This is a genomic window from Blastochloris tepida (genome assembly GCF_003966715.1).
Lineage (GTDB): Bacteria > Pseudomonadota > Alphaproteobacteria > Rhizobiales > Xanthobacteraceae > Blastochloris > Blastochloris tepida.
In genome coordinates this window covers 840,152-854,334 of record NZ_AP018907.1, presented here as the reverse complement: position 1 = coordinate 854,334, position 14,183 = coordinate 840,152, and the positions used below count along the sequence as shown (strand labels likewise).

Below are 14,183 nucleotides of genomic sequence, written 5' to 3'. Positions count from 1 at the left end.
GGACATGCTTTGAGGCCGGAGTCCCGAGAACGCGGAGTGCAAAGCGCAGCAGGCAGCCGGGCGCAAACGGAACGCGACAGGAACGGCATCGTGAGGCCGCCGTCCGGCCCCTCCCCGCGCACGGCGGCGCGGCTGGCGCCCGAGCCGGCAACACCACCAGCAACGAACACCAGAACCAGCAACGAACACCTGTGCTAGCAACAACGACAATGGAAATGGCCCGAGGCGGCGAGCGAAAGGAAGTCCATGCCGACGACTGCATCGAATGGGGCTCTTGAGGTTTTCGTGGTCGACGACGACCCGGCCGTGCGCGACGCGCTCGCCACCGTGCTGACGATCGAGGGCTTCCACGTCACCGGCTTCGCCGATGGCGGCGCCTTCATCGCCGCCGCCCGCTCCCGCACGCCGGCCTGCATCCTGCTCGACGTGCACATGCCCGGGCGCTCGGGGCTCGACATCCTCAAGGAGCTGAACGCCCAGAACTACGCCTCGCCGATCTTCATCATTTCCGGCCAGGGCGACATTCCGATGGCTGTCGAGGCCATCAAGAACGGCGCGCTCGACTTCATCGAGAAGCCGTTCGACGCCGACACGGTGGTGTCGCGGGTGCGCGACGCGATCGACGCCAGCGCCCGCCGCAACCAGAACGGCCGCGCCGACTTCCTGCACATGGCCTTCCCCGGCCACGACCTGCTGACGCCGCGCGAGCGCGAGGTGCTGGCGCAGATCGCCTCCGGCGCCTCCAACAAGGAGGCCGGCCGCCACCTCGGCATCAGCCCGCGCACCATCGAGGTCCACCGCGCCCGCATCATGGAAAAGCTCGGCGCCAAGAACGCCGCCGATCTGGTGCGGATCGTGCTCACGGAAGGACGCGGTCAATAGACCGAAGGACGCGACCAACCGGCGGACCGGCGGCGGATACGCCGCCGGACACCCCTCACCCGGCGCACATCCGGCTCCCCCGCGAGGGGCCGGACCGGGCTCGCCCGGTCCGCGGCGACACCTGTCTCCCGCTTTGGCTTTGCGGCCTCGCGTTGGGGTCTTGACGCGCCTGCCCGGCGATCAGGATTCGATCGACCGGAAACCGTAGTGTTGACTATTGCACGCCACGGTTGCCAGGGCCTAGACGAAAGACATTGCGGGGATTCTGCTCCTGTCGCATTTCCCCGCATTGTTGGCGGAATGCCCGGTGTATTTTTCTAGAGCGTTCGCCGCAGGAGCAGGAACCGATCCTGCAATAGAGAATGCGGCCATTCAGCAAGTTATACGAAATCTGGCCGGCAGGGCCGGAGCTTCGTGTTCCGATCGCCGAAAATCCCGCCATCGCGCAGGGATTTCCGACCAAATCGTTTCCGGTCCCCAGAACGGACCGACCGGAAACCATGCGTGCGGTTTCCGGCCTGCAAGGCCGGAGAACCGCCGTCCGATCGCCGAAAATCCCGTCACCGCACGAAGGGTTTTCGGCGAGACCGTTTCCGGTCTCCCGAAGGGACCGACCGGAAACCGTAATACGCGGTTTCCGGCCGACCAGGCCGGCGACCCGCAGTCCGCTCGCCGGAAATCCCTTTATCGGACAAGGATTTTTGGCGAAGCTGTTTCCCTTGATCACCGTGTGGTCACCCGGAAACCGTACAAAGCATATGTAGAAAGAATATAAGGTGACGATTCATATTGTCGAAGATGATCCGGGCGTCAGCGACTCGCTGGTTCTGCTGCTGCGGAGTCTCGGTCATCATGCCATTGCCTATCCGGACGCGGAAACCTTCTTCCGTCAGGAGCCGCCCTGTGCCGGCGACACGATCATCATTGATCTTCTGCTGCCCGGCATCAGCGGGGCCAAGGTGATTCGCTGGCTGCAGCGCCTCGCCAATCCCCCGGCCATCATTGCCATTTCCGGCCAGCCGCAATCGGCGATCGAAGCCCAGTTCCGCGGCATGGCGATGCCCCGCCTGCTGCGCAAGCCGCTGACCGAGGACGTCATCACCCAAGAGCTCAGGTGAGGCTCAGGTGAGGCTCAGGTAGCGCTCGGGTGACGGTTTCCGGCGAGTGCGTCTCGCGCGAGACCCTGACCGAGAAACCGGCGGACAGCCTCCCGATTGCAGATTGCACGGCATGCGTTCGCAGGGCCGGCGGCGGCTTGGCCGGCAGCGTGCGCTTGGCCGATATTCATTTGACGCAGATCATAATGTTTGGAACTTTGAGCGCCGTCATTGACGGCCTCCGGCCGTTGCGCCAACAGATGCCATCGTCCGGATCATGTGCCTCGGTTAGGCGTTCTCCCTAAGTACGTCACCGGTTAACGTCCTGAGAACGCACGACTAGGCTTTCCGCAACAAGGCGAGCCGGATACGTCGCCGGCCCGGCCAGATCAGGGGAAACCATGAAGCAACTCGTCGAGGAGCGGCAGGGTGAGACTGCCTCCCGCTGCGGTCACACCCCGGTTCTGCACGCGCCCCCGGCGCTTCCGGTCCAGGACGTCGATGGCGAGATCGAGGGCCAGCGCGTCCGCTTCGCCCAGCACTCCCTGATCTTCCTCGAAGGCGACCCGGCCGACCGCATCTTCCAGGTCGTCGATGGCGCGGTGATGCTCTACAAGCTCCTGCCCGACGGTCGCCGTCAGGTGGTCGAGCTGCTCGGGCCGGGCGACATTTTCGGCCTGTCGTTCAAGCCGGTCTATGATTCCTCCGCCGAGACGCTGTCGCCGGCGCTGGTCACCTCCTACGAGCGCTCGGCCGTCGAGCGCTCGCCCCACTTCCTCGCCCGCCTGAACCGCTGCGTGCAGTCGCAGATCTGCGCCCTGCACGAGCACGCCGTGCTGCTCGGCCGCAAGTCGGCGCTGGAGCGGGTGGCGAGCTTCCTCATGCGCTTCGTGCCGCTGCACACCTGCCCCACCCATCAGGAGCGCGAGCAGATGCTCGCCACCGTGCGCCTGACCATGACGCGCCAGGAGATCGCCGACTATCTCGGCCTCACCATCGAGACCGTCTCGCGCGCCTTCTCCGAATTGCGCCGCCGCGGCGTCGTCTCGATCGAGAAGCAGGACGAGGTGAAGATCAACCACGTGTGCGGCATCTGCCGGCTGACCGGCACGCACTGAGAACAGTCCGCAGCAGCGGTTTCAGAGCGCCCGGTCTGACGGCATCAGACCGGGCGCTCTGAGTTTTTGAGGCTTCGCAGTCTCCTCGCAGAGCCGGTCTCTTTCGTAGAGCCGGCATCCGCTTCTGCGGAGACTGCCCTAAAGGCTGGGGAACCTGAACCGACCGGCCGGAACAGTGGCGAGGCACACGGCGAGGCGGAACGCACACGACGCGCGCCGGGGCGTACCTCCGCGCCCCCCACCCCCACCCCCACCCCCACCCCCAACCCCTCCCCACCATTCACTGCGTTCATGGGGGGAGGGGAGAAGAGGCGCACCCTTTTCTCCCCTCCCCCCGCGAGCTTCGCGAGCGGTGGGGAGGGGTCGGGGGTGGGGGGTGCGCAGGGGCGAAACCCGAAACCGGAAATTGGCCGGAAGCCGTCTCGGTTTGCCACCGAAAACCCGGCACGCCGACGACGAAAACGCCTCGCCGCCAGGAGCCGTTGGGGTGGCGTTGACCCGGACACGTCCTGTTTAGGCCGTCCGCGGCGTCTCGCCGGCCAGCACCTGGGCCGCGACCGCCCGATCGATATTGCCGCCGGTGAGCACGACGCCGACGCGCTTTCCGCGCAGCCGCTCGCGCTCGGCCAGCGCCGCGGCGAGCGGTGCCGCCCCTGCCCCCTCGGCCATGTTGTGGGTGTCTTCGAACAGCGCGCGGATCGCGGCGGCAACCGCGTCGTCATCGACCTCGACGATCCGGGCGGCGCCGCGGCGGATGATCTCCAGCGCCGCCGGGTCGGGCGTGCGCACCGCCATGCCGTCGGCGAAAGTGTCGGCGCTGTCGGTGGCGACCGGACGGCCCACCGCAAACGACAGCGCGTAACCCGGCGCGCGGGCGGACACCACGCCGACGATCTCGGTCTTCAGCCCCAGCGCCTCGCGCACCGCGATGCAGCCGCAGATGCCCGAGCCGAGGCCGATCGGCACATAGAGCACGTCGAGACCGGCCACCGCGCTCATCAGCTCCAGCGCATAGGTGGCCACGCCCGAGATCAGTTCGCGCGAAATAGCGGGCGCGAACACCAGCCCGTCGCGCTCGGCGAGGTCGGATGCATGCGCCTTCGCGGCATCGAAATCGCGTCCGAACTCGACCAGACGGGCGCCGAACGCCCGCATCGCGGCGTTCTTCTCCGGCGAATTGCCATGCGGCACCACGATGGTCACCGCCGCCCCGGCCCGCGCGCCGGCAAAGGCCAGCGACTGGCCGTGATTGCCGCGCGTGGCGGAAATGACGCCGAGCGCCCCGGTCCGCTCGCGCCGCAGGCGATCGAAATAGACCAGGCCGCCGCGCACCTTGAAGGCCCCGGTCGGCGTATGGTTCTCGTGCTTGACCCAGATCTCGGTGCCCAGGCGCTTCGCCAGCAGCGGCCACGCATAGTGCGGCGTCGGCCCCAGCGTGGCGTGGACCAGCGCCGCGGCGCGCTCGATATCGTCACGGTTCGGCAGCATGCTTGCTCCTAGAGCATTCTCCGCAAGAGCGGGAACCGGTTTTGCGAAGGAGAATGCGATAAACCAAGAACTTAGAGCGCCCGCCCGCTTCAACCGGATCGGCGGATGCGCCGAGACCTCGGGCCGCACACGGCCGGGCAACCGCAAGCGTGACGGCGAATTCCCCAACGTCAAATGGAAAGGGGCGATCGGTCCGATCGCCCCTTGTGATAAGCAGGTCTCATGGCGCGCGGCGGAAGAACGGGCCACGCCCCGGAAACGGCCCGGTCGAAAACTGCCCCCGGTCGCCGGATGCCGGCGACCGGACGGCCGGGCCGCTCAGCCTTCCAGCTTGCCGATGTGGTGCTGGGCGTAGAGCTGCAGGCCGAGCTTCTCGACCAGATCGAGCTGGGTCTCGAGGAAGTCGATATGGCCTTCCTCGTCGGTCATCAGCTCCTCGAACAGGTTCTTGGACGGGAAGTCGCCGACCGAGGCCGCATACTTCGCGCCTTCCTGGTAGAGCGCCCGCGCCTCCTTCTCGGCCGCCAGATCGGCGTCGAGGATTTCCTTGACGTTCTGGCCGATCCGCAGCGGATCGAGCGTCTGCAGGTTCGGGAAGCCCTCCAGGAACAGGATGCGCTCGACGAACTTGTCGGCGTGCTCCATCTCCTCGATGGCCTCCTCACGCCACTTCTTGGCGAGATCCTTGTATCCCCAGTCGTCGAGCATGCGGTAATGGAGCCAATACTGGCTTACCGCCGTCAGCTCGCTGCGCAAGCCGCGGTTGAGATACTCGATGACTTTCTGGTCGCCCTTCATTCGTGCCTCCGATACACGCGAACTGGAATAAATCTAATATGTAATGCGAAATCCGGCCGATCAAGCCGGCATTCCGCATTCCGGTCGCCGAAAATCGCGTTGCCGAACAAGGATTTTCGGCGCACATGGTCGCCGGATCACCACACGATCACCCGGCAACCATAGCAAACCGCACGAGGCCCGGCGGGCTTGTTCAAGCCGCCGAGCTCCGTCTCGTTATACGCGAATGCGAGCGAAAAGAATGCCGAAACTCTCGGCAGACCCGGCGCGCCGTATCGTCTCTACTGTGGAACTTACGAAGAGGAAGAACCCTATTCCGCCGCTTCCAGCAGCGGCGCGGGGCCGATCCGGCGGGCGGCGATGGCGTCGTCATTCGCCCCATGCAGGGGCAGCGGCAGGTGCTGCGGATGGCCGGTATCGGTTACGCGCACCGCGCAGACGGTGTCGCAGGCATCGCACCCGCTTCCCCTCACCTCGTCGAGGACCGCCTTGATCGAGCGCGCGCAGCGGCGGCACTGCCCGTCACAACCGCCGAGCGTGCGGTAGACGTCGCCGACGGTGCGCACCGTCGCGCTGTTGCCGGCAGCCGTTCGGATGTCGTGGTCCGAGATGACGTTGCAGGAGCAGACGATCATCCAGCTTTGCCCCAATCTGCTGATGCGACCGAGTGGCATTCCATGTCCCACGAAATGCCGCCGCTGTCCATCGCGGGCAAGTCCCAACGTTGCATATTGGAACTCGTCTGAACTGCCCGCCGGTCACCCGGCCGCGTCGCCGGTCTTCCGCAAGCCCCCTCAGGGAGCCCCGAACGCCATCACTCCGCCAGCACGCGGGTGGGCGGAAAGGTGATCTCGACCATGGTGCCGGCATTGACGCCGCTGCGGATGCCGAAGGTGGCGCGGTTGGCCTCCACCAGCGCCTTGGTCAGCGGCAGGCCGAGCCCGGTGCCGTCGCCGCGGGTGCCGCGGCTGGAGGTGGTGATCTGGCGGAACGGCTCCAGCGCCGCGGCGATGTCGGCCTCGCTCATGCCGACGCCGGTGTCGCGCACCCGCACCACCACCTCGCCGCTCTCCGACAGCGCGGTCGACAGGATCACCTGCCCGCCCGGCTGGGTGAAGCGGATCGAGTTGGACAACAGATTGAGCACGATCTGCCGCATGGCGCGCGCGTCGGCCACCACCGGCGGCAGATGCGGCGCCAGCGAGGTGCGGATGATGATGCGCTCGCGATTGGCCTGCGGCTGCATCAGCGCCATGCACTGGGCCAGCACGTCGTTGAGGTCGACGCTGACGAATTCGAGATCAAGCTTGCCGGCCTCGATCTTCGACAGGTCGAGCAGGTCGTTGACCAGCGACACCACGTGCTCGCCGGAGGTGTGGATGTCCTTGAGATATTCCTTGTAGCGCGGATTGCCGATCGGCCCGAACCGCTCCTCCATCATCACCTCGGAGAAGCCGATGATGGCGTTGAGCGGCGTGCGGATCTCGTGGCTGATCTTGGCCAGGAAGTCCGACTTGTGGGAGCTGGCCCGCTCGGCCGCCCGGCGCGCCGCCACCAGCTCGTCCTCGGCCCGCTTCCACTGCGTGATGTCGCGGAACACCGCGCAGAACTTGGTGCCGTCCTCATTGATGCGGCCCATAGTCATGAACAGCGGGATCAGCCCGCCTTCGCGCACCCGGCCCATCACCTCGCGCCCGTCGTTCAGCACGCTGGCGACGCCGCCGCGCAGCAGCCCGTCGATGTAGTCGAACGCCGCGCGCTGGCTTTCGGGTGCGAACAGCAGGCCGAACGAGCGGCCGGCAAGCTCGTGCCCGTCATAGCCGAACAGCGCCTCGGCCGCGCCATTGGTGCCGAGGATGCGCCCGTCGCGGTCGGTCAGCACCACGCCATCGGTCGCGGTGTTGAGAATGGCGTGCAGCTCGCGCGCCGAGGCCTCGGCGGTGCGCAGCGCCCCCTCCAGCATGCGGATGCGCTCGTCGGCCTGGTTGTCGATCCGGCGCAGCACCAGCACCATGGCGCTGTCGCCGTGCCAGGGCGCGCTGAACAGCCGCGCCTCCACCGGCACCAAGGCGTCCGATCCGCCGCGGATCATCAGCGCCTTGCCGCCACTGTCGGCGCCGGCCAGATCCTCGCCGCCGAACAGCGCGGCGATGCCGCCGGCCCACTCGATCTCCTCGGCGGTCCGGCGCCCGGTCCAGTCGCACAGCGCCGCATTGGCGAACAGGATGCGCTCGCCGCGATAGACCAGGACGCCGAGCGGAATGCGCTCCAGCACCGCGCGCTCGCCGCTGGCCACCATGCGGGCCACCAGCTCGGGACGGACCTCGGGCTGAAGCGCGGGCACCGGTTCGGCCAGGGGCGCAGGCTCGGCGGCCTCGTGCGTGCCGGTCTCCGAAGTCTCGGCCTCGTGGGCTTCGGCCTCTTCGACCTCTTGGGCCTCCAGGGCCTCAGAAGACTCTCGGGCCTCGGACTCTTGGGCCTCAGACTCTTGGGCCTCAGAAGACTCTTGGGCCTCAGACTCCCGGGCTTCGGGCTCCTGAACCTCGGGCTCCTGGATCTGCGGCGCCTCGATTTGCGGCGCCTCGGCGTGGAGTTCCTCGGCGTGAGGTTCCTCGGGCTGCTCCACCTCAGCCTTTGCAGCGTCGGACTTGGGTGCCTCCGGCACAGGCCGCGCCGTCTCCGGCAGCGACGCGCCGGTGCGGCCGGTGCCCGCCGTCACAGCCCGCGGCACCGCGCCGAGCATGCGGCCGATCTCGTTGAACGCCGAGCGCTCGCCCGGCGACAGCGCCGGCCGGCGCGCCGCGGGCGGCTCGGCCCTGAGCGGCACCACCTTGGGACCGGCGGACGGCTTGGCCGCAGGCCCGGCGGGCCGTTCGAGCGCAGCCGGCGGCGCAGCTTCAGCCTTGCCGTTCTCGGACGGCGCGGCCTGCGCCGGCTCGCTTTCCGCCGACCGCGGCGCGGCCTGTGCCGGCCGCAGCGCCCGGCACACGCCGAAGCCGCGATAGCCCTGGAACACCCGCGAACGGTCGAACACCGGCAGGCCGGCGAGATCGACCATCGCCACATCGTCGAAATCGGTCGGCCACGCCACATTGACGCCCGACCAGGTGTCGCGCTTGGCCAGCGCGCGGGCGATGCGCCCGTCGGGGTCGAACCCCAGCCGCTCGGCCAGATCGACCAGATTCTCGCCGACGATGTCGCCGGCCGTCCGGCCGACCGCCTCGGCAAGCTCCCCCGACACCTGGACCAGACACCCCCCGGCATCGGTCTGCCAGACGAAACGCAGCGGCAGGCGGCGCCCGCCGCCGTTGGCCGCGCCCTCCCCCGCCTCGCCCGGCAACGTCCCGGCCGGCGGTGTGGCGGCAGGCGGTGTGGCGGCAAGCGGCGCGGTGACGGACTCGGCCACGGGCTCGGACGTCTCGGCCGTCTCGTTCGCCGCCACGTCCACCGGCGCGCCCTGATCCGGCACCGCCTCCGGCGGGCTGTCCTCGTCCGGCACGCCCTGGTCCGCCGCCGTTTCGCCCGGCACGTCTTCCGGCGCAGCCGGCTCCGGCACCGCCACGACGGTCTCGGCCACGGCGGTCTCGAACACGGCGGTGTCGGGCGCGGCCGGGCCTTCGATGGCCGGCGCAGGCTCGATCGGGCTCTCGGCCGCCGGTTCGGCGAACAGGTCGGCCTGCTCCACCGGCGCAGCCGGCGCCTCGGGCTCGGGTTCCGCTGCCGGCGCCACGGTTTCGGGCGCCGCCACCAGCCGGCCGAGCAGCATCGGCACACCGCCGAGCGCGAGGGCCTGCAGCACAAGCTGGCCGCCGGCCAGCGGCCGGGAGGCCGGCTGCCGCGCGGCCTCGGCGATCCAGGCCGGCGCATCGGCGGCCAGGGCCGACAGTGCGGGGGCCGCAGCAGTAGATTGCTCGGCCGCGGCGCTCGCCGCCAGGATGCGGCCCTCGCCATCGGCGACGATCACCGGCGTCGCCACCATGGACGCGATCAGCCGGGCGATGTCGGCCGCCGGGGCGGCGCGGTCGCCCCCCTCCTCCAGCGAGGCGATGACGATGACGTCGCCGAGCGGCGTCTCCGGCAGGCGGCGGCAGGCGGCGGTGACCGGCGCGAAGCGCATGCCGGGCAGGCGCAGCCGCTCCAGCCGCACCGCGCCGCTCTGCGGCAGCACGCGCCGCAGCCGGTCGAGCTCCCGGCCGAGCGGCGAGGTTTCCGGCAGCCGCGCGCCGAGCCGGGCCGCGGCACTGAGCGCGGCCAAGCCTGCGCCATTGGCCAGCGCCAGCGTGCCGTCCGCGCCACAGGCCCAGGCGGGCCCGCGCCGGGCCACCAGCCCGGCGAGCCTGCCATCGCTGAGCGCGGCCATCAGCCGCTCGATGTCGATCATCGCTTGCGTCTCGCCTTGCCGCGTCTCGTCTTTCCGCGTCTCGTCTCGCCGCCTTGAGCCTTGAACGTTGGGCAGGCGGCAGCAGCCCGGCCATTTCTAACTGAAATATTAATAGAAACGTGGCGGCGCCCCGTCCACGCGAACGGCCGGCGTGAACAAAATACGCTTCTTTAACCTTAACCCTGCGGACCCACGCCGGCGCGCCGAATACCGCGATGCGAAATTTATGTTGCAGTGCACAATAAGCGATGCTAAGGTTGTTTTTGTCAACGCTGCTACCCACGGGGCGTGGGAGCCCGAGGGTCCGAGCAGCCCACCCAAGGAGGCTTGCAATGGTTACGACGAAGAACCCGCAACTCGACGTCCCGCCGGAACTGCGTGACTTCGCCGAGAAGAGCGTCGAGCAGACCAAGAAGGCGGTCGACAGCTATCTGAGCGCCGCCCAGAAGGCCGTCGGCACGCTCGAAGGCTCCGCCGAGGCGATGCAGAGCGGCATCAAGGATCTGGGCAAGAAGGCCATGACCTTCGCCGAGGTCAATGTCGCGTCGAGCTTCGACCTGGCCCAGAAGCTGGTCCGCGCCAAGGACGTGCAGGACGTGATGCGCATCCAGGCCGAGTTCGTGCAGGAGCAGATGAAGGTGCTCTCCGAGCAGGCCAAGGAGCTCGGCACCATCGCCCAGAAGGCGCTGAAGGTGAACACCCCGTCCTGAGCGCATCGACCCGGGACGTCGCCGGGATCGCGCCCATTAGGGCGCGCAGCCGGACCAATAAGCGGCGATCCGACCTGATCGCGTAAGGCTGATCGGATCGGGCCAAGCTGACCGGATGGCCGCGAGGCGCCTCCTCGGCGCACCGGCCGCTGGCTGGAGCATTCTCCGCAGGAGCGGAAACCGGTTTTGCGAACGGGAATGCGACAAGGCAACGACTGGGAGCGTTCGCGCGGTTCGATCGGACCGGCGGACGCTCCAGAACGTCAAGACAGACGAAAGGTCAGACGACAAGTCTGACGAAACGTCAAACGGCAAGACAACGGCAAGAACAGAGGCCACGGCATTCGGCCAGATCGGCCGGAAATCCGTGGACCGGTCGCCGGACCTCCGCCCTCGCGCGGGGGATTTCAGCGAGCCGCCTCCGGGAGCCTGCGGTGATCTTCGATCCTGTGGCGATCTTCCGGGGCCGGGTGATCCCGATGTTCCCGGACTGCCCGCGGCGGTCGGACCGGGAGGGTATGCACCGCCGCAACCGATTTGAGGACAACCACCATGGCCGAGACCAAGATCGAGCCCAAGATGGAGCCCAAGAGCGTGGCCGAAGCCAAATCCGCCGAAGCCAAACCCGCCGACATCAAGGCGGCGAAGCCCAAGGCGCCGGCAGCCCCGGCGGCCGAGCTGGACCTGCCGGTGGCGATGCGCGACATCGCCGAGAAGAGCGTCGCCCAGGCCAAGGAAGCCTATGAGAAGATCAAGTCGGCGGCGGAAGAGACCACCGACATGATCGAGGACACCTACGTCACCGCCAGCAAGGGCATTTCCGACTTCAACGTCAAGGCGCTGGAGGCGATGCGGGCGAACATCAACGCCTCGTTCGACTTCACCCGCGCAGTGATGCAGGTGAAGACGCTGTCGCAGGCGGTGGAGCTGACCTCCAGCCACATCCGCAAGCAGTTCGAGGCGCTGATCGACCAGACCCGCGAACTGACGGAACTGGCCCAGAAGATCGCCGCCGACACCGCCGAGCCGGTCAAGGCCGGCGTCGAGAAGGTGGTCAAGCCGGCCGCCTGATGCCGACGGCAGCGAAAGCTGACCGTTGGCTCCGGTCGCGGATTTTCGCGAAACCTCTGATTTCCGAAAAGAAAATCAGCAAGTGTCAACGGCCCCACGCGTCAGCGTCTGGGGCCGTTGGTCTGCCGCGTCTCCGAAAACCCCGCTTGTGCGCCTGCGCCGACCAGACAGTTGGCACGCAGGATTTCATCGGCGTCGCGGTATATTAGTACCTGCGTCCGGCCCCCAGGCCGAAAACCACGTGCGGTCGCCGAAAATCCGGTCTCCGCACACGGATTTTCGGCAGTCTTTTCGGCGCGACCGTTTCCGGCACCCCGAAAGGAATCAACCGGACATCGGATGACCGATCGAGGGTGACCGATCGAGAGGGCCCGCTCGCGTTCTGCGGCCCGGGCGGGACTTTTCCCCTGCTTCCGCCCCGCAGCCGAGAGAATCCGCAGGAAGAGAGATCGAGGGTCTTGAAATAGCCGGTTCGAGTCGGTATTCAGCCCTCCTCCCGGCAACGACCGGTTCGCGCGCCCGTAGCTCAGCTGGATAGAGCACCAGACTACGAATCTGGGGGTCAGAGGTTCGAATCCTTTCGGGCGCGCCATTTCCGACCAACCTCTTGATTAGTCGGAAGAAGCTGTCATATCAAAGAGTTGGAGCCTCCAGGTGCTACACGCATCTGCTACACGAGGCCCGTCTTTGTCCCGCCAGATGACCCACATTCAAAAACGTCGTGGAGCACCTGAGTTCCGGCGCAGGCTTCCTGAAGAGCTGGCCGGCAAGCCTGTCCCCTCCTGGTGGCCGGCACACCTCCGTGACCTCGTCTCCGCTAAGACCGGCCGCTTCAAACGTGAACTTGTGCGGGGCCTCGCCCGCGTGCCGGAGCCCAAGCGTAAGGCGCGAGTCGCCAAGCTGATTGCCGACACGGAGGCACTGTTCGAGGAAGCGAAGCAGACCCTCTCCAGCGGACCGCGGCGCCAGATCACCAACGACGATCTCCAATTCCTCGCCGATCACCGGCATGCCGAAGTCCTCGCTGCTGACGAACAGCTCCGCCGGGAAGGATTCGGGCTCATGGGGGATGAGGGGGCAGGTATTCAAATCGGGAGCCCTCAGAGGGAGCCGGGCCTCACCCTTGCGGACTACGAATTCCTCGGCGGCGCCCAGGCCGAGAGATTCGCCGCGATGAAGCGCGAGCTGGCGACGCGTCGGCCACCGCCCCAGATCGTCGCACGGGCCAAGAAGACTGCGGCCGAGCTTCTCGGCGTCGATCTTCAGGAAGGCAGCGACGAACTCCGCGACGCCGCATTGCGCGTTTTGGAGGCCGAGGTTTTGGCATTCCAAGACGCCGCCCGTCGCCATGACGGCGAGGTCGTGCGGACGCCTGCCACGCCGTCGGCCAAGCCCGCCAACCGCGCTGGCCTGAGCAGCGACCCGCGGCTAACGGCTGCATTCAAAGCGTGGTCGGGGGAGAACGCCAACCCCGGAGAGGAAACGCCAGCACCGCGCACGGTCCAGGAAGCGGACCATGCCGTCCGGCGCTTCGTCGAACTGCACGGCGACCTTCGCGTTCGCGAGATCACTCGAAAACACGCCCGAGAGTTCCGCGATACGATGATGAAACTGCCGACACGCCTGCCCGGCTATCTGAAGCAGCTTCCTCTGCCCGAATTGCTCGCCCAGCCGGCCGTGGAGAAACTCTCAAAGCCGAACGTCGCCACCATCAACAAGGCGATGGGGTTGCTTGCCGCGGTCCTGAACGATGCAGCCCGCGATCATGATTTCCGATCAGATCCCGCAGGGTGGTCGAATCCGTTCGAGGGCTTGCGATTGCCGCTGTCCCGAAAGGCCGCGAATGGGCGCCGGCCATTCACGACGGATGAGTTGAAGACGATCTTTGCAGACCCCGAGATCATCGGCGGAGCCAGGCCCGATAGCGGAGGGCGAGGTAACTCGGCACGTTGGCTCCCGCTTCTCGCCCTCTTCACCGGAGCGCGTCGTGAGGAACTCGCGCAATTGAAGACCCACGACGTCAAGCTGGATGATGTGTCCGGGCGGTGGTTCCTCAACATCACCAACCTCGACGACGAGCAAAGCCTCAAGACCGACGGAAGCGTCCGCGTGGTGCCGATCCATCCCGAGCTGATCGCCTGTGGCTTCCTCGACTACGCGAACGAGAGACAGCGCAAAGACCCACGCGGGTGGCTGTTCCCGCTCCTCACCCCCAACAGCGCCGGCCTCCGAGGCGACAAGTGGGGCAAATGGTTCGGCCGCAAGCTGGACGCTCTCGGTCTCAACGATCCCCGGCTCGTGTTCCACTCGTTCCGACACCTCTTCCTTGATCGGTGCCGCGACTGCGATGTGCCGCGCGAGATCGCCTTCGCGTTCACCGGCCACGTCGCAGGGCAAGTCGTGGGCGACAGGTACGGGCGAGGTTTCTCAATCGAGCGGCTCTCTCGCGAGATGGACAAGATCGGCTTCCCAGGATTAGACTTGTCTCCGTTCAGATGGAACCAAGCCTGATCACCCACCATGCCCTTAGATGAGAGTGCAACTACTCCGCGGGAGCCAAGTCTTTCAAGAGACCCTGACGAAAGTCTCCGACAGATACAAAAGCCGTCTTCACAACGCTAAAAAGTGCCTGACGCCG

General features: G+C 67.2%; 10 protein-coding genes and 1 tRNA gene. 7 read left to right on the top strand and 4 right to left on the bottom strand.

Annotation, left to right across the window (positions count from 1 at the left end; translation table 11 throughout):
- Window positions 1-246 precede the first annotated feature (246 nt).
- The 3 genes from BLTE_RS03855 (at window position 247) to BLTE_RS03845 (ending at window position 3,097) form a co-directional block, all read left to right on the top strand.
- The gene (locus tag BLTE_RS03855) at window positions 247-882 is read left to right on the top strand and encodes a response regulator transcription factor (RefSeq protein ID WP_126397780.1); all 636 of its coding nucleotides are present in this window, start codon (window positions 247-249) and stop codon (window positions 880-882) included.
- Between the two features lie 776 nt (window positions 883-1,658).
- Complete coding sequence (locus BLTE_RS03850) at window positions 1,659-2,000, top strand: response regulator (RefSeq protein ID WP_244600098.1); 342 nt, start codon at window positions 1,659-1,661, stop codon at window positions 1,998-2,000.
- A gap of 380 nt (window positions 2,001-2,380) precedes the next feature.
- Window positions 2,381-3,097, top strand: coding sequence for a helix-turn-helix domain-containing protein (locus BLTE_RS03845; protein WP_126397778.1), 717 nt, complete (start codon window positions 2,381-2,383; stop codon window positions 3,095-3,097).
- A gap of 513 nt (window positions 3,098-3,610) precedes the next feature.
- On the opposite strand, the gene BLTE_RS03835 is transcribed toward BLTE_RS03845, so the two are convergent.
- From BLTE_RS03835 to BLTE_RS18390, 4 genes are all read right to left on the bottom strand, one after another.
- On the bottom strand, window positions 3,611-4,585 hold the full coding sequence (locus tag BLTE_RS03835) for a threonine dehydratase (protein WP_174769512.1): 975 nt from the start codon (window positions 4,583-4,585) through the stop codon (window positions 3,611-3,613).
- A 318-nt stretch (window positions 4,586-4,903) separates the two neighbouring features.
- Window positions 4,904-5,383, bottom strand: a complete 480-nt coding sequence (bfr, locus tag BLTE_RS03830; RefSeq protein WP_126397776.1) for a bacterioferritin — start codon at window positions 5,381-5,383, stop codon at window positions 4,904-4,906.
- A 311-nt stretch (window positions 5,384-5,694) separates the two neighbouring features.
- A complete protein-coding gene (locus BLTE_RS03825) occupies window positions 5,695-6,018 on the bottom strand; it encodes a (2Fe-2S)-binding protein (protein ID WP_126397774.1) in 324 nt (107 codons plus the stop codon).
- Window positions 6,019-6,197: 179 nt separating this feature from the next.
- Window positions 6,198-9,764: a histidine kinase dimerization/phospho-acceptor domain-containing protein gene (locus tag BLTE_RS18390; protein WP_244600097.1), complete on the bottom strand. Its 3,567-nt coding sequence runs from the start codon at window positions 9,762-9,764 to the stop codon at window positions 6,198-6,200.
- A 332-nt stretch (window positions 9,765-10,096) separates the two neighbouring features.
- Here BLTE_RS18390 and BLTE_RS03815 point away from each other — a divergent pair, with 332 nt between their 5' ends.
- The 4 genes from BLTE_RS03815 (at window position 10,097) to BLTE_RS03800 (ending at window position 14,056) form a co-directional block, all read left to right on the top strand.
- Window positions 10,097-10,474, top strand: a complete 378-nt coding sequence (locus BLTE_RS03815; protein WP_126397772.1) for a phasin — start codon at window positions 10,097-10,099, stop codon at window positions 10,472-10,474.
- A 552-nt stretch (window positions 10,475-11,026) separates the two neighbouring features.
- Window positions 11,027-11,545, top strand: coding sequence for a phasin (locus tag BLTE_RS03810; RefSeq protein WP_126397770.1), 519 nt, complete (start codon window positions 11,027-11,029; stop codon window positions 11,543-11,545).
- A 515-nt stretch (window positions 11,546-12,060) separates the two neighbouring features.
- A tRNA-Arg gene (locus tag BLTE_RS03805) sits at window positions 12,061-12,137 on the top strand.
- A gap of 95 nt (window positions 12,138-12,232) precedes the next feature.
- A complete protein-coding gene (locus tag BLTE_RS03800) occupies window positions 12,233-14,056 on the top strand; it encodes a site-specific integrase (protein WP_126397768.1) in 1,824 nt (607 codons plus the stop codon).
- Window positions 14,057-14,183 lie beyond the last annotated feature (127 nt).